This window comes from Pseudomonas sp. dw_612 (assembly GCF_018449725.1).
Lineage (GTDB): Bacteria > Pseudomonadota > Gammaproteobacteria > Pseudomonadales > Pseudomonadaceae > Aquipseudomonas.
In genome coordinates this window covers 154,698-174,707 of the sequence record NZ_JAAVVC010000007.1, presented here as the reverse complement: position 1 = coordinate 174,707, position 20,010 = coordinate 154,698, and the positions used below count along the sequence as shown (strand labels likewise).

Below are 20,010 nucleotides of genomic sequence, written 5' to 3'. Positions count from 1 at the left end.
TCGAGTCACCTGCTCGTCCATGCGCGCATCACCCATCACATCGGTTTTATCCAGGGTTTCACAGGTGCGTTCAGGCGGTGGCGGCGGTGTAACGGGGGGCGGAGGCGGAGGACTGGCACAACCACTTAAAATCAACGCGCAGAATGCGAGCGACAGTGGTGTAAAACGGCGTTTCCCAAGACTGTTCATAGGCTGACCTGCGGTGGCGAATCGACGTGTTTCCGCGACACGAAAAAACACCGCGCAGCCGCGGACCGGTCACAGAAAATTAAGTACCACGCATTTCTTATAGCCCAGCCGCCGGCCAATGCCAGTAAACAAACTGAAACGGGAGAGTAAATCGATCACAAATGGCGAGAACACCTTAAATCCACTGTGGGAGCGGGCTTGCTCGCGAATGCGGTGTATCAGTCGACTACATTATTGCTGAATGACACACCGCATTCGCGAGCAAGCCCGCTCCCACAGTTTTAAAACTTATGAGGTTTCGGGCCGATGCAGCCCATTGCTCTCAAGCTCATACCGCAGCTCTTCAATCAACGCCACCACCGCTTCCGGGGTCCGGAGGTTGACCACACTCAAACCGCTGACCACCAGGTCCACCTGGCCCGACGCAGGGTGATAGAGCTTCACGGTCAAGGAGTTGTCGCCCGTGAGCGTGCAATCACAAGCCAACGGCGAAAAACTGCGCTCCAGTTGAGCACGCAACTGCGCTAAATAAATCATCCCGATTTACCCGACCCACACTGCAAAATCGAACACACCGATGAACTGTTCGTGATCCATGTGACTGTTCCTTTAGCTGTTTCGAAGGGGACGCGATGCGGTCCGAAAACCTCTCTCGCACCTTTCCAGACTACGAACTGGCGCACCCGGCCAATACATTCATTTGCACCCCAACCCATAGTGCATTTGCACCTTATCGCTGCCCCTTCGGTCGCCACTCGCTGGAGAATAAACCGCGCTCCCGCGCCCAGACGATTGCCTCGCTGCGACTGTGTACATTCAACTTTGAATACACCGTGGAAACGTGATTGCGCACCGTGTTCGGCGCCAGTTTCAGGCGTGCGGCAATTTCTTTGTCGGCCAGGCCCTCGCAGATCAGGCCGAGCACATCGCGCTCCCGGGCCGTGAGGTCGGTGAACGACACACTGGGCAGCTTCGGCGAATTGACGCTCTTCACGTTGGCGAGTTTTTCGATCAGGGTACGGCTAAACCAGGACGCGTCCTTCATCACCTCTTCAATCGCCGCCACCAATTCCAGCTCAGTGCGTTTGCGTTCGGTGATGTCCATAAACACCAGCAAGTAGCAGGGGCTGTCCTGAATGATCACGGTGTCCGCCGACACGGCGCACTCAATCAACTCAGCGCCCTTCTTGCGCACCCGCACATCGACGCGATCCAGGCTGCTGGCCTTCTCCAGGGCGGCAAACAGTCGCGTGCGGGTGTTTTTATCGTCGATAAAGTCGATTTCCGTCACGGTTTTGCCGAGCACCTCTTCGCTGGGGTAAGCGAGGGTTTCCAGGAAGGCTTCGTTAACATCGATCACCAACTGGTTTTCGGCGCTGCACACCAGCGTCGGCACTGGCGTCAGGCGAAAAGCCTTGGCGAAACGCTCCTCGCTCTGGCGCAGGGCGAGTTCGACCTTGTGCCGCGGTTCCATATCGACGAAGGAAAACAGCATGCAGTCCTCTTCGTTGAGCTCCAGGGGTTGCCCGGCGACGATCACTTGCTTACTGCCGCCGTCCGGCAATTTCAGCTCGGCCTGCATTTGCGGAATGGTCGAGTGCTCGCGCAAACGCTCAATCGCCAGCTCTTTCTTTTCCGCGTTTTCCAGAATGTCCAGTTCATAGATCGATACACCGATCACCTGATCACGGCTGTAGCCGGTCATTTCCTGGAAGCCCTGATTGACCTTGATGTAGCGCAAATCGCTGAGACGGCAGATCACCGCCGGGGCCGGGTTGGCGTTGAACGTCTTTTCGAAACGCTGCTCGGCGCTGGCCCATTCGGTGACGTCGTTCATGATCAGCACCAGGGATTCCGCCTTACCGGCGCTGTCAGCCAATTCCATGCTGCGCACACTGTGGACACGCATGCGGTCTTCGTCGTCGGCCGGCATCACTTCCACCAGCACATCACTGAAAATCTCGCCCCGGGCGATGCGGTTGATCGGGTAATTGTCCGCCGGCACCGGGTGATTGTTGCGATAGCGCAAGGCGAAGCGTTGAGCGTATTCCTCGGCATTGGCGCCCAACTCGTCGAGTTGATTGACCCCGTGCATCGCCAACGCGGCGTCATTGGCCCAGAGAATGGTCTGGTCAAGCTCCAGCAAAATCACCCCGTCGGATAAACCGGCGATGATCTGCTGCAACTGACGACGATTGGTTTCGGTGGTCAGGACGTCCTGGCTCATTGGATCTCCACAAAGTGCGGCGGCGCTGTTACGCGCCGCCCTGTGAAGATTACGACCGCGGGGGGTAGCAATCGTGCAGCCGAACAGCTTCTGGCATTGTGAGCACTGTCCCCTTGTGGGAGCGGGCTTGCTCGCGAAGGCAGCGTGTCATTCAGCAAAGGTGTTGCATGTGCGGGCCTCTTCGCGAGCAAGCCCGCTCCCACAAGGGGCGTGTGCAGCCCATTACGTGGGTGATCAACGCCGCACAGGCTGATGCATCTACGACACGTCTGCCGTATTCATCTTCGTGGTCACCATCCCGATGAACGCCGAGACCGCGAGCGGCAGGTGCCGGCGGCTCGGATACAGCACGCTCAGTCCATAGCCGGTGCGCCGGTATTCAGGCAACACCGGGACGAGGACGCCCGCCTGAATATCGAGCGTGGCCATCGCCGGCGGTAGCAGCGCGATGCCGAGTCCGGCCACGGTGGCCTTGCGTAGCGCCTGGGCGGTATTGCCGCTGAAGCGCCCGGCGACTTGCACTTCTTCCTCGCCATTGGGGCCGACCAAACGCCAGGTGGCGTGGCCGCTGGGGTGCGCCGAAATCACGCAGTCGTGGTTCACCAGACCCTGCAATGTACCGGGTGCGCCGTGTGTGGCGATGTAAGCGGGGCTTGCCACCAACCCGTCGCTGCGGGGGTCGACGATCCGCCGGCCGACGTAACCTGAATCGCGCATGGGCCCGCCGCGAAAGGCAACGTCTATCTGTTCTGCAATCAAGTCAGCCTTCCCATCGCTGAGCACAAAGTCGAGTCGCACCCGTGGGTGTGCGGCCAGAAACTCGGCCACCCACTCCATCGGGAACAGGTCGAAAAAGTCAGCCGGCGCCGCCACGCGCACAAGACCACTGGGTTCGCTACTGCCCGTCATCAATTCCTGTCCGGCCTCGAGCAAGCCGTCGACCGCGCCGGTGCAACGCTCATGAAAGCTTTGGCCGGCACTGGTGAGCGTGAGTTTGCGGGTGGAGCGCTGCAGCAGCCGTGTGCCGAGATGCGCTTCGAGTTGCTGCACACGGCGGCTCACGGTATTGGGCGGCAAACCCAGGCGCCGCGCCGCCTCTGCAAAGCTGCCGCTGCGTACCACTTGCACAAACATGGCGATGTCATTGAGGTCGAGCATGGCCGGCGATTCCTGTTTTAGATGGACGAGTGCAATCCAATTCTATCGTCTAGTCAACCAATCGACCAAAACCTACTCTTGAGCTAACGCGCTTGGCCACAAGAGTTCCAGGGCCGCATCGCACCGAAACCATTATTGGAGAACGAACATGACAACCAGCAAAAAACTCATCGCCGTCGTCGGCGCAACCGGTCATCAGGGTGGCGCCGTTGTGCGCGCGTTGCAGGCGGATGGTCAATTCAAGGTTCGCGCGTTGACCCGCAATCCGGCCAGCCATGTGCAGTTGGCTGAGGAAGTCGTGCTGGCGGACTTGAATCGTCCCGAAACCCTGAAAGCCGCGTTTGCCGGCGCACACGGGGTTTTTCTAGTGACCAATTTCTGGGAACCGGGCTCGGACGAGCACGAGCAGGCACTCGCGGCCATCCAGGCGGCGAAAGAGGCCGGCGTCCAGCACTTCATTTGGTCGACGTTGCCGAACGTGGAAGAGATCAGCCACGGCAAGCTTGATGTCCCTCACTTCACCGACAAAGCGACCATCGACCACGTCGTGAAAGAAGCGGGATTCGCGCACCACACGTTCGTGATCGCACCGTTCTTCTACCAGAATCTGCTCGGAGTCATGGCCCCGCAGCAAGCGGATGGGGGCATGGGCTGGGCGATGCCGCTTGATCCGAGCAAACGCGTGATTCACATGGGCGATATCAGCGAGCTCGGCCAAGTCGTGGTCGGCGCGTTCAAGCAGCCGGAACTCGCCGGGCACGGTGAGCATCTGCCGCTGGTGGGCGACTTTCTGAGCTTCAACGAGGTGATCGACACGTTGAATGGCCAGGGCCACACCCTCTCGTTCAAACAAGTCCCGTCCGAGGTGTTTGCCGACTGGTTCCCGGGCGCCAAGGAAGTCGCGCAAATGCTCGCCTACTTCGAAGCCCACACCTACCTCGGCACGGATTCGCGCGATGCCATTGCACTGGCCAACAGGGTCGCCGGTCGGCAGCCAACGAATTTTGCCACGTGGGCCCGGGCGAACTTTGTGATGGCGGCATCTGCCTGAAAACACCCGCTCCCACATTGGATCTACTTGGCCGGTGTCGGCGGATGATCGTTCCCACGCTCTGTGGGAACGAGCAAAAAAGTACGCCGGCGCTGTGACGCGCCGCCCCGTGAAGATTAGGACCGCGGGGGGGGGATCGTGCGGCCGGAATGCCTTGGCCCTGATTGGGAACACTGCCTGCTCGCGAAGCGGTCGATCAGCAAACAGAGTTGCTGAAGGTGATGGCCTCATCGCGTGCCCCCCCGATACACCTCGTACCCTATCGGACTAATGGACAAGAAATTTTGACAGCCGCGCAGCCTTGGCAAGCACAGCCAAATTTCTGTCTACACTGGCTTGCATGGAGTTCGAATCCCCACTCTGAAAGTGGTTTTTCATGGCTCCAGCCATGGGGCCGTTTCAGGAGAATCACCGTTCTTCGCCTGAGCCTATGGAGCAGATGAGCAAACCAATACTCACTGGAGCAGGGATATGGCTATCACACTCGGGCCAATTATTGGCCACACCACAGACGTCTCCGCCAAAATCTGGATCCGCGGCGAGTCGAATGAAGACTCACACTTTTGCATAGGCTTGGTCGACGTCTACAAAGACGCGACTTGGGTAGCGTCCTATCGATGTTTTCTACGCGACTATTACGACTTTACCGGCGCAATTGACGTCGTCGGGCTTAAAGCCGGGACGACCTATCGAGTGGTCTGCAACACCGCCTACATCGCCGATGAACTTGAAGTGGTGCGCCTGATACGGGACGACACGCCGAAAAAACCGCTGAACAGACCCGAGGATTCCGTGCTTGGCACGCTCACCACCGACCGGCAAAGTAACGATGGAAAGCTGAATTTTGCCTTCGGTTCCTGTCGTTATCTGTATTGGGACAATATATTCCAGAGCGACGCCGAAAAAGGTGACAAGACCTTCAGATCGATTCTGGACAAGCACGCGCAAAAACCCTTTGACCTGACACTGATGATCGGTGACCAGGTGTATCTCGACCCCCTCAATGTCTTGCGCCAATACAGCACGCTGGACGAGATGTTTGGCATTTACCGACAAGCCTTCGGGCTGCCCTACATACGGAAGTTGATGAGCCAAGTGCCCACTTACATGATCCTCGACGATCATGAAATCAGAGACGATTGGTCTCGGGAAAAGCTCGACGATGTGGGCAAAGGCTTTTACGTCAGCGCCATGCGGGGTTACGAGTCTTACCAGCACCTGCACAATCCAGCCACACCGAAAGGTCAGTATTGGTACACCTTCAAAAAAGGCGCCTTTCCCTTCTTTGTGATGGATACTCGCACCCTGCGAATCAGCAAACCGACGAGCATCGAGAGCCCGACAATCCTGGGGCGTGAGCAACTGAATGCGTTTTTGACGTGGCTCAGCGAAAACCGCAACGCGCCAATGATCTTTGTCGTATCGAGCGTACCCTTCTTTCCCGATCCCAAATCGGGAGGCGATAAATGGGCGGGGTTCCCCGAGGAGCGAAGCATCATCCTGGAGTTCATCAGGGTTGAAAAAATCAAGAACGTCGTGGTGCTTTCGGGCGATGTGCACAACAGCTGTTTTGCAGGCATGAGCTGCTATCAAGATGCGGATTTTGGTCTGACTTCGCTGGTGGCTTCGCCTTTTTACTGGCCCTATCCCCATGAAAACAAGAGCAACTTCTTCGGAGGTAGAACCCTTGAGTTCATGCAGTGGAGCGACGCCACGCGGCGAGAACGTGATCGCGTGGAATACCGTTACGAAGGCGAAGCCTTCATCGGCGAGGAAAGCTTTATGACGGTCACCGTGGACGCGTCCAAAAAAGGCAAGATCGCCCAAGCGCGAATCTTTGATCGCAAAGGCCAATCACCTGATGACTACCCTGGTTTTTATAAATTCTAAGTAGCGCGACACGGTGCCTGGCTAGCCAGGCACCGCTTCTGTTTCAAGCCGCCAGTTTTCCATCCGAAATCGCCTTCGACGCCGCCAACATCGCCCGCAACAACACCGCACACCCGGCCGCCAGGTCATCCGGCGCGGCGTTTTCGATTTCGTTGTGGCTGATCCCGCCTTCGCACGGCACGAAAATCATCCCGGCCGGGCCGAGTTCCGCGAGGAAGATTGCGTCGTGCCCTGCTCCGCTGACGATGTCCATGTGGGACAAGCCCAGCCCTTGGGCGGCACCGCGCACCGCTTCGACGCAACCTTTGTCGAAGTACAGCGGCGGGAAGTCGGCGGTCGGGGTCAGTTCGTAGGTCAGGCCGTGTTCTTCGCAGGTGGTTTCGATGACTTGGCGCACTTCGGCGATCATCGAGTCCAGGCGTGCCGGTTCCAGATGCCGGAAGTCGAGGGTCATGCGCACTTCGCCGGGGATGACGTTGCGCGAGCCGGGGTAGGCTTGCAGGCAGCCGACGGTGCCGCAGGCGTGGGGTTGATGGCCGAGGGCGGCGCGGTTGACCGCGCCGACGATGACGGCGGCGCCGACCAGGGCGTCCTTGCGCAGGTGCATCGGGGTCGGGCCGGCGTGGGCTTCGACGCCGCGCAGTTTCAGGTCGAACCATTTCTGGCCGAGGGCGCCCATGACCACGCCGATGGTCTTGTGCTCGTCTTCGAGGATCGGGCCTTGTTCGATGTGGGCTTCGAAATAGGCGCCGACCGCATGCCCGCTGACCTTGCGTGGCCCGGCGTAGCCGATGGCGTTCAGCGCATCGCCAACCGAGACGCCATCAACATCGACCTTGGCCAGGGTTTCTTCGAGGGTGAATTTTTCCGCGAACACGCCGGAGCCCATCATGCACGGTGGAAAGCGTGAGCCTTCTTCGTTGGTCCAGACCACCACTTCCAGCGGCGCTTCGGTTTCCACGCCGAGGTCATTGAGGGTGCGCAGCACTTCGACGCCGGCGAGTACGCCGAAGCAGCCGTCGAACTTGCCGCCGGTGGGCTGGGTGTCGATGTGGCTGCCGGTCATGACCGGTGGCAGGTCGGGATTGCGGCCGGGACGGCGGGCGAAGATGTTGCCGATGCCGTCGACGGTAACGGTGCAACCCGCCTCTTCGCACCAGTTGACGAAAATGTCCCGGGCCTGGCGATCGAGGTCGGTCAGGGCCAGGCGACAGACCCCGCCCTTGACCGTGGCGCCGAGCTTGGCCAGTTCCATGAGCGACTGCCACAAGCGGTCGCGGTTGATGTGCTGATGCGTGGATTGCAGAACGTCTACGGCAGCGTTCATGGGGATCTCCTCAGGCTGTTCTTATGAGTTTCTTCAGGCATTTCTTTGGCGTTTGTTATGCCGCCTTCGCGAGCAAGCCCGCTCCCACAGGGGAATGCATTTCAAATGTGGGAGCGGGCTTGCTCGCGAAGAGGCCATCCGCTACACCGGAGATTTCGCGATGGATGGGCTCGAGCGCATCGAACACAACCCGTAATAAATCACCCCACCCAGCGCCGAGCCGGTAAACCAGCCATAGCTGTAAAACCAGCTAAACGCATCGCTGCCCAGCGACAGCAACGTCAGCACCACCGGCACGCCGAACGCGATAAACCCGAACCAGTTCCACGCCGGGTACACGTCATCGCGATAGAGCCCGGCCAGGTCGAGCTGCTGTTTCTTGATCAGGAAATAGTCCACCACCATGATCCCGGCAATGGGCCCGAGCAGGCTGGAGTAACCCAGCAACCAGTTGGAATAGACGGTTTCCAGGCTCACGTCAGAGACGATCAAGCCGAGTTTTTTCAGCAATTCATGGCCCATCAGCAACAGCCCGACCACACCAGTCAGCATCACCGCTTTGGTGCGGTTAATCACTTTGGGCGCAATGTTCTGAAAGTCGTTGGTCGGCGAGACGATGTTGGCGGCGGTGTTGGTCGAGAGCGTGGCGATGATGATCAGCGCCATGGCCACCGCGACCCAGACCGGGCTCTGGATATGCCCGATCAGGCTGACCGGGTCGGAGACGGTGACGCCCACCAGTTTCACCGACGCGGCGGTCATCACCACACCGAGGGCGGCGAACAGGAACATGGTCAGCGGCAGGCCAATAATCTGCCCGACAATCTGGTCCTTCTGGCTTTTGGCATAGCGGCTGAAGTCCGGGATGTTCAGGGACAGCGTGGCCCAGAAGCCGACCATCGCCGTCAGCCCGGCGGCGAAGTAACTGACCACGCTCGCGCCTTCAGGGCGTTTCGGTGGAATCGCCAGCAGCTCGGTCATCGACACATTAGGCATCGCCCACACCAGCAGGCCGATGCCAACCGCCACCAGCAGCGGTGCAGACAGGGTTTCCAGCCATTTGATCGACTCGGCCCCGCGCAGTACAACCCACAGGTTCAGCGCCCAGAACACCATGAAGCCGATCACTTCACCGGTGCCGCCGAGGGACTTCCAGCCTTCGAAAACCGAGCCCAGAAACAAGTGAATCGCCAGGCCGCCGAACATCGTCTGAATGCCGAACCAGCCGCACGCCACCAGCGCCCGAATCAGGCACGGCACGTTGGAACCGAGAATGCCGAAGGACGAACGCAGCAGCACCGGAAATGGAATGCCGTACTTGGTGCCGGCGAAGGCGTTGAGGGTCAGCGGGATCAGCACGATGAGGTTGGCAAACAGAATCGCCAGCAGTGCTTCGCCGACGCTCAGGCCGAAATAGGCGGTGAGCACGCCGCCGAGGGTGTAAGTCGGCACGCAGATCGACATGCCGATCCACAGCGCGGTGATGTGCCATTTGTTCCAGGTTCGTTCGTGCACCTTGGTCGGTGCCATGTCGTGGTTGTAACGGGGACTGTCGAGGACGTCGGTGCCGGCTTCGAGCTCAAACAAGCCGTCGCGCTCGGTCACTTGCGATCTGATCTGTTGCATGGCCACTCCATTGTTCTTTGAATTATTTTTGCTCATCAGGGGCTGACGCTTGAGGGCGCGAGCCGACGATGGCCGGAGGAACTGACAACTTTTACGGACCGGCCAAGGTGACAGCGGCGGCATCAATAAACGTGCCGGGGTCCCCGCTTGCCTCTCGTACCGCACCATAAAAACTTTATAACCAACTGATTTTTATCAGTTTTATTCATTTAACTTTCGAGTCCTGGGTTACTTCCACGCCACTCAGGCCGAATGTGCAGCAAGTTGTCGGAACAGTCAGGACTCAATGTGGTGCATGGATCTTTTTTTCAAAGTTGCGCATCAACCATAGACCATCCTCAAGCGGCTGATTTCACATAGGAAATCTGGTCTTTTTTTCGATCCTGTCAAGTGCGTCAAAATGGTGATCAGCCTCACCATTTTGGTGATTTAAGTTTTTAATCGTTATTTATCAATAGCTTATTATCGATATAAGCTTATAAAAAATAATCTTGCTCATTCCTTGAACTCCAGCTAGCGTCTATTCCTGACAGCGCTGACAGGAATACACCTGTTTGCGTCGGCTTCATATAAAACATTTAGAACCGGCATAAGTCGGTCATGCCTGCGAGGAACTCGGAATGTCTCTGTTGATCCGTGGCGCCACCGTTATTACCCATGATGAAAGTTACCGCGCCGACGTGTATTGCGCCGACGGCGTGATCAAGGCCATTGGTGAAAACCTTGATGTTCCCGCCGGTGCCGAAGTGCTCGACGGCAGCGGCCAATATTTGATGCCGGGCGGCATCGATCCCCACACCCACATGCAACTGCCCTTCATGGGCACGGTGGCCAGTGAAGACTTTTTCAGTGGCACCGCGGCGGGTCTGGCCGGTGGCACCACGTCGATCATTGACTTCGTGATTCCCAACCCTCAGCAGTCGTTGATGGAGGCGTTTCACCAGTGGCGCGGCTGGGCCGAGAAGTCGGCGTCGGACTACGGTTTCCATGTCGCGATCACCTGGTGGAGCGAGCAGGTGCGCGAGGAAATGGCCGAGTTGGTCAGCCATCACGGCATCAACAGCTTCAAGCATTTCATGGCCTACAAGAACGCGATCATGGCCGCCGACGACACCCTGGTGGCGAGTTTCGAGCGCTGCCTGGAACTCGGCGCGGTGCCGACCGTGCACGCGGAAAACGGTGAGTTGGTCTATCACCTGCAACGCAAGCTGATGGCCCAGGGCATCACCGGCCCGGAAGCGCATCCACTGTCGCGGCCGTCGCAAGTGGAAGGCGAAGCCGCGAGCCGGGCGATCCGCATTGCCGAAACCATCGGTACGCCGTTGTACCTGGTGCACGTTTCAACCAAGGAAGCCCTCGACGAAATCACCTACGCCCGCAGCAAGGGCCAACAGGTCTATGGCGAAGTCCTCGCCGGGCATCTGCTACTGGACGACAGCGTCTACCGACATCCGGACTGGCAGACCGCCGCCGGTTACGTGATGAGCCCGCCCTTCCGCCCTCGCGGCCATCAGGAAGCGCTTTGGCATGGCCTGCAATCCGGCAACCTGCACACCACCGCTACCGACCACTGCTGTTTCTGCGCCGAGCAAAAAGCCGCCGGCAAGGACGATTTCAGCAAAATCCCGAATGGCACGGCGGGTATCGAAGACCGCATGGCCGTGCTGTGGGATGAAGGGGTGAACAGCGGTCGCTTGTCGATGCAGCACTTTGTGGCGCTGACTTCCACCAACACCGCGAAGATTTTCAACCTCTACCCGCGCAAAGGCGCGATCCGCGTCGGCGCCGATGCCGACCTGGTGCTGTGGGACCCGGAAGGTACGCGGACCATCTCCGCCAAAACCCACCATCAGCAGGTGGACTTCAACATCTTCGAAGGCAAGACCGTGCGCGGCGTGCCCAGCCACACCGTCAGCCAGGGCCGTGTGGTCTGGGCCGATGGCGACTTGCGCGCCGAGCGTGGTGCCGGACGGTATGTCGAACGGCCGGCGTATCCAGCGGTGTTTGATTTGCTGAGCAAGCGGGCTGAGTTGAATAAGCCGGTTGCGGTGAAACGCTGAGATCGAGGCCTTCGGCCTTCGCGGGCAAGCCCGCTCCCACATTTGAAATACGATCCCCTGTAGGAGCTGCCGAAGGCTGCGATCTTTTGATCTTGTTTTTAAGGTCAAGATCAAAAGATCGCAGCCTTCGGCAGCTCCTACACGGGATGGCGCAGCACCCAACCACTGCCCACCAGAGGCAGACACCTCAAAAAAATATGAGGCCTTAAACCGTGATCAAGACCCTGAACCACCTCCCGCATCCCTACGAAAATGCGGCCGCCCTCGCCGGACATTTCACTGATCTGGCGCCGCCACTCAATGACCGTCAGGCGCATCTGGAAGCCTCGCGCTGCCTGTATTGCTACGACGCGCCATGCGTGAACGCCTGTCCAAGCGAGATCGATATTCCATCGTTCATCCGCAATATCCACACGGAAAACGTCCAGGGCGCCGCGCAGAAAATCCTTTCGGCGAACATCCTCGGCGGCAGTTGCGCCCGGGTCTGTCCGACGGAAATCCTGTGCCAGCAAGCGTGTGTGCGTAACAACGATCACGAATGCGCGCCGGTGTTGATCGGCCTGCTGCAACGCTATGCCGTGGACAACGCGCACTTCAGCGAACACCCGTTCCAACGGGCCGCCGCCACCGGCAAGCGTATTGCTGTGGTGGGTGCCGGTCCGGCCGGTTTGTCCTGCGCTCACCGCAGTGCGATGCACGGGCATGACGTGGTGATTTTCGAAGCCAGGGAAAAGGCTGGTGGCCTCAATGAATACGGGATCGCCAAGTACAAACTGGTGGACGATTACGCGCAAAAGGAACTGGATTTTCTGCTGCAGATCGGCGGCATTGAAATCCGCCACGGGCAGAAACTTGGCGAGAACCTGACCCTGAGCGAACTGCACCAGCAATTCGACGCGGTGTTCCTCGGCCTCGGACTGGCCGCCAGTAAACAACTCGGCCTGGTCCATGAAGATGCGCCGGGGCTGGTTGCCGCCACCGATTACATCCGCGAATTGCGCCAGGCCGATGACCTGACGCAACTGCCGCTGGCCGACCGTTGCATCGTCCTCGGTGCCGGCAACACCGCGATCGACATGGCGGTGCAAATGGCCCGGCTCGGCGCTCGCGATGTGAACCTGGTGTATCGCCGTGGCGTCGAGGACATGGGCGCCACCGGTCACGAACAAGACATCGCCAAGGCCAATCAGGTGCGCTTGCTAACCTGGGCCCAACCGGAAGAAGTCTTGCTCGACGATCAAGGCAATGTGCGCGGCATGCGCTTCGCCCGCACCCACATGCTCGAAGGTCGCCTGCAAACCACCGGGCAAACCTTCGAGCTGGCGGCCGATGCGATCTTCAAAGCCATCGGCCAGGCTTTCGACGGCAGCGCCCTCGCCGATCCGCTGGCCCGGGAACTCAAGCGTCAGGGCGAACGCATCCAGGTGGACGACAACCTGCGCACCAGCATCCCCGGCGTGTATGCCGGCGGCGACTGCACCAGTCTCGATCAGGACCTGACCGTGCAAGCGGTGCAGCACGGCAAACGCGCGGCGGAAGCGATCAACGCGCAACTCATGCTCAACGTGGAGGCTGCGTAAATGGCCGATCTCTCGATTGTCTTCGCCGGTATCAAAGCCCCCAATCCGTTCTGGCTGGCCTCCGCGCCACCCACCGACAAAGCCTACAACGTGGTCCGCGCCTTCGAGGCCGGCTGGGGTGGCGTGGTCTGGAAAACCCTGGGTGAAGACCCGGCGGCGGTCAACGTTTCGTCGCGTTACTCGGCGCACTTCGGCGCCAACCGTGAAGTCATGGGCATCAACAACATCGAGCTGATCACCGACCGCTCGCTGGAGATCAATCTGCGGGAAATCACCCAGGTGAAAAAGGACTGGCCGGACCGCGCGCTAATCGTGTCGCTGATGGTGCCGTGTGTCGAAGAGTCGTGGAAATTCATCCTGCCGCTGGTGGAAGCCACCGGCGCCGACGGCATCGAACTCAATTTCGGCTGCCCTCACGGCATGCCGGAACGGGGCATGGGCGCGGCGGTCGGCCAAGTGCCGGAGTACGTCGAACAGGTCACCCGTTGGTGCAAGACCTATTGCTCGCTGCCGGTGATCGTCAAGCTCACGCCGAACATCACCGACATCCGCGTCGCCGCCCGTGCGGCCCACCGTGGCGGCGCCGATGCGGTGTCGCTGATCAACACGATCAACTCGATCACCAGCGTCAACCTGGAGCAAATGGTCGCCATCCCAACGGTCGGCCATCAAAGCACCCACGGCGGATATTGCGGCTCGGCGGTGAAGCCGATTGCGCTGAACATGGTCGCCGAAATCGCCCGCGACCCGCAGACCCAAGGCCTGCCGATCTGCGGCATTGGCGGCATCGGCAGTTGGCGCGACGCGGCGGAATTCATCGCCCTGGGCAGCGGCGCGGTGCAGGTGTGCACGGCGGCGATGCTGCATGGTTTCCGGATTGTCGACGAAATGAAGGACGGTTTATCGCGCTGGATGGACAGTCAGGGTTACGCCAGCGTGTCGGAATTTTCCGGGCGCGCGGTGGGCAATACCACGGACTGGAAATACCTCGACATCAACTATCAGGTGATTGCGAAGATTGATCAGGAGGCGTGTATTGGTTGCGGGCGTTGCCACATTGCTTGCGAGGACACGTCGCACCAGGCGATTGCCAGCCTCAAGCAGGCAGACGGGACGCATAAATATGAAGTGATTGATGATGAGTGCGTGGGGTGCAATTTGTGCCAGATCACGTGTCCGGTGGAGGACTGCATCGAGATGGTACCGATGGAAAACGGCAAGCCGTTTCTGGATTGGAATCATGATCCGCGCAATCCCTACCACGTTGCGCTGTAGAGAGGGGATTGATCCGGAATCCACCCCTCACCCTAACCCTCTCCCCAAGGGGTAGAGGGGACTGACCGAGGTGTCTTACGAGCTACATCGACCTGAAATTCCGAGTCGAACTCAGGATTTGAAAAGCATGCGGTCTGCTCCCTTCCCCCCTCTCCCCTCTGGGGAGAGGGCTGGGGTGAGGGGTGTTTCTAAAGAACGCCTATATTCTCAAGGCTCCAACCCAATCCCGCGCAATATCACACTGGTCACCGTCTGCACCGCCCGCTCGAACTGCATGTCCGACAACGGCTGGTGGTCATTCAGAATATTCACCTGATGATCAAAGTCCGCGTAATGCTGGGTCGAGGCCCAGATCATGTACAACAGCGCGGAAGGTTCCACCGGCAGGATGCGTTTGTCCTCCACCCACTGGCGAATTTTCGCTTCTTTCATCTTGGCCCAGTCGTACAGGCTCACGTCCAGTTTTTCACCCAGGGTCGGTGCGCCGTGGATGATTTCGTTGGCCCAGACTTTCGAACCGTACGGCCGGCTGCGGGAATGGTTCATCTTGGCGCGGATGTAGCTGCTGAGCACCACCCGTGGGTCGTCGAACATCTCGAAGCACAAGGCGTCCTGCTTCCACACTTCGAGCAGGTCGAACAACACCGCGCTGTACAACTCGCCCTTGGTGCTGAAGTAGTAATGCAGATTGGAGCGCGGCAGTTGCACTTCGGCGGCGATGTCCGCCATGGCGGTGCTGCCGAAGCCTTTTTCGGCGAAGACCTTTTCGGCCCCGAGCAGGATTTTTTCGACGTTACTGCGACGAATCTCGATCTTGTGATTGCCCATGAGGGCTCCCTGACAACAGCGTTGCCCAAGACTAGCATCCGCTCTGGATCGCGGCGACAGACCTTTTTTCACTTTCCCGGGGAAAACCGATTGGGTAGCATCCGCCGCACTTTTCGCCGCAATGGATCACCCACCGTGAACATTCGACCCCGCGTCCCCGCCGACGATGCCGCCCTCGCCGCCCTGTGGGAACGCTCGGTGCGCGCCACCCATGATTTCCTGGGCGAAGACGACATCCGCTTCTTCTATCCGTTGGTGCGCGATGCCTACCTGCCAGCGCTGACGGTGTGGGTCGGCGACAACCCGGACGGCACGCCCGCCGGCTTCATCGCCACTGCCAACAGCAACGTGGAAATGCTGTTTATCGAACCGGCCCACCGGGGCCAGGGCCTCGGCCGCCGACTGCTCGACCACGTCAAAGCGCTGCACGACACCTTGAGCGTGGACGTCAACGAACAGAATCCCCAGGCCCACGGTTTCTATTTGCACTATGGTTTTGAACAGACCGGCCGTTCGCCAACCGATGGCCAAGGCCGGCCATTTCCGGTGATTCACCTGGCGCTGCGACCGGCGTAAACATTTCCCGGCGCGCCGCGTTCATGCTTAAGTGACGCCCATTCATCTGCCCAGAAGGTAACTGACCATGCTGCTGAAAAGACTCCTGACTACCGCCGCCCTGCTCGGCTCGCTGCTCGCCGCTTCGTCGGTGTTCGCCCACGCGCATCTGAAAAGCCAGGTCCCGGCCGCCGACAGCACCGTAAGCGCGCCGACGGAACTGCGCCTGGTGTTTTCCGAAGGCGTTGAAGCGACCTTCACCAAGGTGTCCATCAACGGCGTGCCAGTGAAAAAACTGGCGACTGAAGGCAGTGACAAGAAAACCCTGATCGTCACCCCTGATGCTCCGTTAACAGCGGGTGAGTACAAGGTCGAATGGCACGCGGTATCGGTCGACACGCACAAAAGCGAAGGCGCCTACAGCTTCAAGGTCGGCCAGTAATTCATGACCGACGCGCTGGTGCTGTGCCGCTTCCTGCATTTTGTGGTGGTGTTGATGCTGTTCGGGGCCTGGGTGTTCAGGCCCCTGCTGTTGAAGGCTGGCGCCGAGCCTCTGGATCGGCGTCTGGCGCGCGTGGGTCTTTGGCTGACCGCCGTGGCACTGATCAGCGGCGTGACCTGGCTGCTGCTGATCACCGCCAGCATGGCCGGCGCCTGGCACGCGGCTTTCGATCCGTCGACCCTGGTTTTGGTGCTGCGCAATACCTTTTTCGGCCAGGTCTGGACTTGGCATCTGCTGCTCAACGCGGTGCTGCTGGGGTTGCTGCTGACGCCACTGCGCTCCCACGCGCCGCTGAGGCTGATCGTCAGTGGCCTGCTGCTCGCGACCCTGGCGCCAGTCGGTCACGGTGCGATGCTCGATGGGCTCAGCGGCCAGTTGCTGATTCTCAACCAGATTATTCACTTGACCTGCGTCGGCGCGTGGCTTGGCGGGTTGATGCTGTTGGTGATGATCCTGCGGCAACCGGCCGGCCACTCGCTGAGCACGATCCTGCGCCGCTTCAGTGGCGTGGGTTACGGCTTGGTCGCGGGGTTGGTGATTACCGGGCTGATCAATGTTCGCGTGCTCACCGGCGCATTCTGGCCGACGCCGCTGCTGTCCGGGTTTGCGTTGATTCTGTTGATCAAGGTCGTGCTGGTGGCGTTGATGCTCGGGTTGGCGTTGTTCAATCGGTTGCGGATCAAGGACTGTGAACAGCGGGTGGGAACACTCAAGACCAGTGTGCTGCTGGAGTGGCTGCTGGGGATGGGGGCGGTGGCGGCGGTTTCGTTATTGGGGACCATGCCGCCGATGATCGCCAGCTGAAACACAGATCCCCTGTGGGAGCGGGCTTGCTCGCGAAGGCGGTGTGTCAGGCGACATTGATGTTGAATGTACCGCCGCTTTCGCGAGCAAGCCCGCTCCCACATTTCAGTTTTGTGTGGTGTCAGATTTATCGTTGTGCCCTTCCCCGGCGGTATCAATGCTAACCACCACCGACATCCCCGGCCGCAACCGTTCACTCTGTTCCTGCCCCTCATCCACCGTAATCCGCACCGGCACGCGCTGGGCGATTTTGACGAAGTTGCCGGTGGCGTTGTCGGCTTGCAACAAGCTGAACTCAGAACCGGTAGCCGGTGAGATCCGCTGCACCCGTCCCTTGAATTTGCGATGGTCGAGCGCATCGACGGTGAAGCTCACCGGTTGGCCGACCCGCACGTCGTCCATCTGGGTTTCCTTCATGTTGGCGATCACCCACAACTGGTTCGGCACCAACGCCATCAACTGCGCGCCGGAGTTGACGTAGGCGCCGAGACGCACGCCGATCTGTCCGAGCTGACCATCACGCGGCGCTAAAACGCGGGTGTTGGACAGGTCAATCCGCGCCAGTTGCACCGCCGCTTCCGCGCTGGCCACCGCCGCTTCCAGCGAGCCGCGATTGACGATCACCGTTTGCAGGTCCTGCCGGGCGATTTCCAGATTGGCCTGGGCTTGGGCGACCGCCGCGATGGTCTGGGCGTTGGCGGCCAGGGTCACGTCCAGTTCACGTTTGGACACCGAGCCGTCGTTGATCAACGCTTTGTTGCGGCGTAGATCGGCTTCACTTTTACGCGCCTGGGCCTGACTGTCGGCAACGGCAGCCTGACGCAACTTGATCGTCGCTTCGGCGCTGTTGCGTTGCTGCACCACGTTGGCCAGCGCGGCTTTCTGCACCGCCAGTTGCGCCAGGGATTGATCGAGGTGCTGCTTGTAGATCCGGTCATCGAGGCGCACCAGCAAATCGCCGGCCTTCACAAACTGAAAATCCGTCACCGGCACTTCGTACACATAGCCGCTGAGTTGCGGGCCGATGATCGTGACCTGGCCGCGCACCAACGCGTTTTCGGTGGTTTCCACCGCGCTGCTGAACGGCGGCAGTTGCCAGGCGTACAACACGATCAGCACGCCAACAATGGCAATCGCCGCAAAGCCCAATGAAGAGATAATCCGCACCCGCAGCGAGCGCGGTTCGGTGGCCGGCGTGGACGGTGGCGCCACACCTTCGGGGGTGGCGGCGATGGCGTTGGTGGTCGTGGTGGTCGGTTCAGTCATGAAGAGGTAGCACCGCTGGGTTGAACGGATGGAGTGGCAGGCGCTGGGGCGACGGTTTGGGTGGTGCTCATCAGCCACAGGGCGCGAATGGAAATCCAGATCATGGTCAGCACCGCAATCACGGCGATCAGCATGAACACATCGTTATAGGCCAGCACGTTGGCTTCGCGCGTGGCCGCCGTCGCCAGGCTGCGAATGCCTTGCAGGTTGCGCAGGCTCGGATCGGCGATCATCGAGCCCACCGCGTTGCCGCCGCTTTGCACCCGAGCCGCTACGCGCGGATCAAGCATTGTCAGGTGTTCGACGATGTTGCTGGAATGAAATTTCTCGCGAACGATCTGGAACGTGCCCAGCAACGCCGCGCCGATCAAGCCACCGAGGTTCTGGCAGATCCCGAACAGCACCGAGAAACTCACCAGATTACGCGGGTTGGTCAACACCCGGCGCGTGCCGAGGACCATGGTCGGGCCGAGGAAAAACGTGCCGCCGAAGGCCAGCAGAAACTGGCTGAAGTACATATTTTCCGGGCGGGTCAGGTTGTTTGAATAACTGTCCATGACCGAGCCGACCGCCATCATTGCCAGGGACACGATCAGCGGCATAAACAGGTGTTTGGGGTCAATGGTCAGGGCGCTGGTGGCCAGACCGGCGATGCTGCCGAGCAACATCACCACGTACAGGCTGTGCAGTTGCTGACTGCTCATGTTCAGCGCCTGCATGAAACCGACCGCGCCGGTGGATTGCTCGGACAACACCATGCGAATCAGGATCACCGCCAGGGCCAGGCGAATCATCACGCCGCTGCCGAGCCAACGGGTCATCAGCATCGGGTTGCTGCGGTTATGTTCGATGGCCAGGCCGGCGAGGATCAACGCGATGGAAGTCGCCGAGGCGATACCGATCCACGGGGCTTCCAGCCACCAGTCGATGCGGCCCAGGGACAGCACGGCGCAGAGCAAGGCCACGCCGGTGGCGAGGATGGCAAAGGTCAGGAAGTCGAGTTTTTCGAAGGTCTTGAAGCGGTCACCCGGCGGCAACTTGAGCAGGAACACGCAGCCCAGGGTCAGCAGCGCCATGCCCAACTCGAACAGGTACAAGCCGCGCCATTCGGCGATCTGCATCAGGTCTTCGGAGAACAACCGGGCCAGCGGCAGCGCCAGTTGCGACGCCCCCAACCCCAGCACCAGCGCCTTCATCCGCCATTTCGCCGGGAACGCCTGGATCATGTAATACAGGCCCAGGGAACTCAGCGCCGCGCCGACCATGCCGTGGGCCGCGCGCACGGCGATGGCCGAACTCAGGTCGTTGACGAACAAGTGGCCGAAGGTCACCAGGGCGTAGAGCACCAGGAACACTTCGGTGAACGCGCGCAGGCCGAACTGCTGGCGAAACTTCACCAGCAGCAGGTTCATCGAGACGTTGGTCATCACATAGGCCGCCGGCAGCCAGGCCATCTCGGCGGTGGTCGCGCCCAGCGCGCCTTGCAGGTAAGGCAGGTTGGCAATCACCAGCGAATTGCCGAGGCCACCCGTCAACGCCACCAGCAAACCCACCAGCGCATACGCCAGGCGCTTGGGATTGGAGTGATCGGGCGTCGAAGGAGAACCGGGCAGACTGGGCCGCTCGTGGGGCTGCCAGTCGCGCGGGGCGTAGTGATCCATTCAAGAGCCTT

Annotated in this window: 16 protein-coding genes; 8 read left to right on the top strand and 8 right to left on the bottom strand. The window is 60.0% G+C overall.

Translation table 11 applies throughout. The annotated features are described in order from the left end of the window. Positions 1-477: 477 nt before the first annotated feature. From HB680_RS13695 to HB680_RS13685, 3 genes are all read right to left on the bottom strand, one after another. Positions 478-726, bottom strand: a complete 249-nt coding sequence (locus tag HB680_RS13695) for a DUF1652 domain-containing protein (protein ID WP_213939160.1) — start codon at positions 724-726, stop codon at positions 478-480. A 193-nt stretch (positions 727-919) separates the two neighbouring features. Next, positions 920-2,416 (bottom strand): helix-turn-helix transcriptional regulator, encoded by a 1,497-nt coding sequence (locus HB680_RS13690; RefSeq protein ID WP_213939159.1) that lies wholly within the window; start codon positions 2,414-2,416, stop codon positions 920-922. Positions 2,417-2,674: 258 nt separating this feature from the next. Then, positions 2,675-3,574, bottom strand: coding sequence for a LysR family transcriptional regulator (locus HB680_RS13685; RefSeq protein WP_213939158.1), 900 nt, complete (start codon positions 3,572-3,574; stop codon positions 2,675-2,677). 148 nt (positions 3,575-3,722) lie between these two features. Between HB680_RS13685 and HB680_RS13680 the strand changes: the two genes are divergently transcribed. Together HB680_RS13680 and HB680_RS13675 are read left to right on the top strand one after the other, a co-directional pair. Further along, on the top strand, positions 3,723-4,625 hold the full coding sequence (locus tag HB680_RS13680) for an NmrA/HSCARG family protein (protein ID WP_213939157.1): 903 nt from the start codon (positions 3,723-3,725) through the stop codon (positions 4,623-4,625). Between the two features lie 471 nt (positions 4,626-5,096). Then, positions 5,097-6,515 (top strand): alkaline phosphatase D family protein, encoded by a 1,419-nt coding sequence (locus HB680_RS13675; protein ID WP_213939156.1) that lies wholly within the window; start codon positions 5,097-5,099, stop codon positions 6,513-6,515. A gap of 43 nt (positions 6,516-6,558) precedes the next feature. Here HB680_RS13675 and HB680_RS13670 read toward each other — a convergent pair whose 3' ends face one another. Together HB680_RS13670 and HB680_RS13665 are read right to left on the bottom strand one after the other, a co-directional pair. Beyond that, the gene (locus tag HB680_RS13670) at positions 6,559-7,842 is read right to left on the bottom strand and encodes a Zn-dependent hydrolase (protein ID WP_213939155.1); all 1,284 of its coding nucleotides are present in this window, start codon (positions 7,840-7,842) and stop codon (positions 6,559-6,561) included. Positions 7,843-7,983: 141 nt separating this feature from the next. Then, on the bottom strand, positions 7,984-9,468 hold the full coding sequence (locus tag HB680_RS13665) for an NCS1 family nucleobase:cation symporter-1 (protein WP_213939154.1): 1,485 nt from the start codon (positions 9,466-9,468) through the stop codon (positions 7,984-7,986). 620 nt (positions 9,469-10,088) lie between these two features. On the opposite strand from HB680_RS13665, the gene hydA reads away from it, so the two are divergent. The 3 genes from hydA (at position 10,089) to preA (ending at position 14,383) form a co-directional block, all read left to right on the top strand. Continuing rightward, positions 10,089-11,528 carry a dihydropyrimidinase gene (gene hydA, locus HB680_RS13660; RefSeq protein WP_213939153.1) on the top strand — a complete coding sequence of 480 codons (1,440 nt, stop codon included), beginning with the start codon at positions 10,089-10,091 and terminating at the stop codon, positions 11,526-11,528. A 212-nt stretch (positions 11,529-11,740) separates the two neighbouring features. Beyond that, the gene (locus tag HB680_RS13655; protein ID WP_213939152.1) at positions 11,741-13,108 is read left to right on the top strand and encodes an FAD-dependent oxidoreductase; all 1,368 of its coding nucleotides are present in this window, start codon (positions 11,741-11,743) and stop codon (positions 13,106-13,108) included. After that, positions 13,109-14,383, top strand: a complete 1,275-nt coding sequence (preA, locus tag HB680_RS13650; RefSeq protein WP_213939151.1) for an NAD-dependent dihydropyrimidine dehydrogenase subunit PreA — start codon at positions 13,109-13,111, stop codon at positions 14,381-14,383. It abuts the gene before it with no gap. Positions 14,384-14,590: 207 nt separating this feature from the next. Here preA and HB680_RS13645 read toward each other — a convergent pair whose 3' ends face one another. Further along, on the bottom strand, positions 14,591-15,211 hold the full coding sequence (locus HB680_RS13645) for a TetR/AcrR family transcriptional regulator (RefSeq protein ID WP_213939150.1): 621 nt from the start codon (positions 15,209-15,211) through the stop codon (positions 14,591-14,593). Positions 15,212-15,346: 135 nt separating this feature from the next. On the opposite strand from HB680_RS13645, the gene HB680_RS13640 reads away from it, so the two are divergent. The 3 genes from HB680_RS13640 to copD all read left to right on the top strand — a co-directional run bounded on the left by HB680_RS13640 (position 15,347) and on the right by copD (position 17,072). Further along, the gene (locus tag HB680_RS13640) at positions 15,347-15,787 is read left to right on the top strand and encodes an acetyltransferase (RefSeq protein WP_213939149.1); all 441 of its coding nucleotides are present in this window, start codon (positions 15,347-15,349) and stop codon (positions 15,785-15,787) included. 67 nt (positions 15,788-15,854) lie between these two features. Further along, the gene (copC, locus tag HB680_RS13635) at positions 15,855-16,208 is read left to right on the top strand and encodes a copper homeostasis periplasmic binding protein CopC (RefSeq protein WP_213939148.1); all 354 of its coding nucleotides are present in this window, start codon (positions 15,855-15,857) and stop codon (positions 16,206-16,208) included. 3 nt (positions 16,209-16,211) lie between these two features. Beyond that, the gene (copD, locus tag HB680_RS13630) at positions 16,212-17,072 is read left to right on the top strand and encodes a copper homeostasis membrane protein CopD (RefSeq protein ID WP_213939147.1); all 861 of its coding nucleotides are present in this window, start codon (positions 16,212-16,214) and stop codon (positions 17,070-17,072) included. Positions 17,073-17,177: 105 nt separating this feature from the next. Here copD and HB680_RS13625 read toward each other — a convergent pair whose 3' ends face one another. Together HB680_RS13625 and HB680_RS13620 are read right to left on the bottom strand one after the other, a co-directional pair. Then, the gene (locus HB680_RS13625; protein ID WP_213939146.1) at positions 17,178-18,338 is read right to left on the bottom strand and encodes an HlyD family secretion protein; all 1,161 of its coding nucleotides are present in this window, start codon (positions 18,336-18,338) and stop codon (positions 17,178-17,180) included. After that, on the bottom strand, positions 18,335-19,999 hold the full coding sequence (locus HB680_RS13620) for an MFS transporter (RefSeq protein WP_213939145.1): 1,665 nt from the start codon (positions 19,997-19,999) through the stop codon (positions 18,335-18,337). Before HB680_RS13620 ends, HB680_RS13625 begins: the two co-directional genes overlap by 4 nt. Between the last annotated feature and the right edge of the window lie 11 nt (positions 20,000-20,010).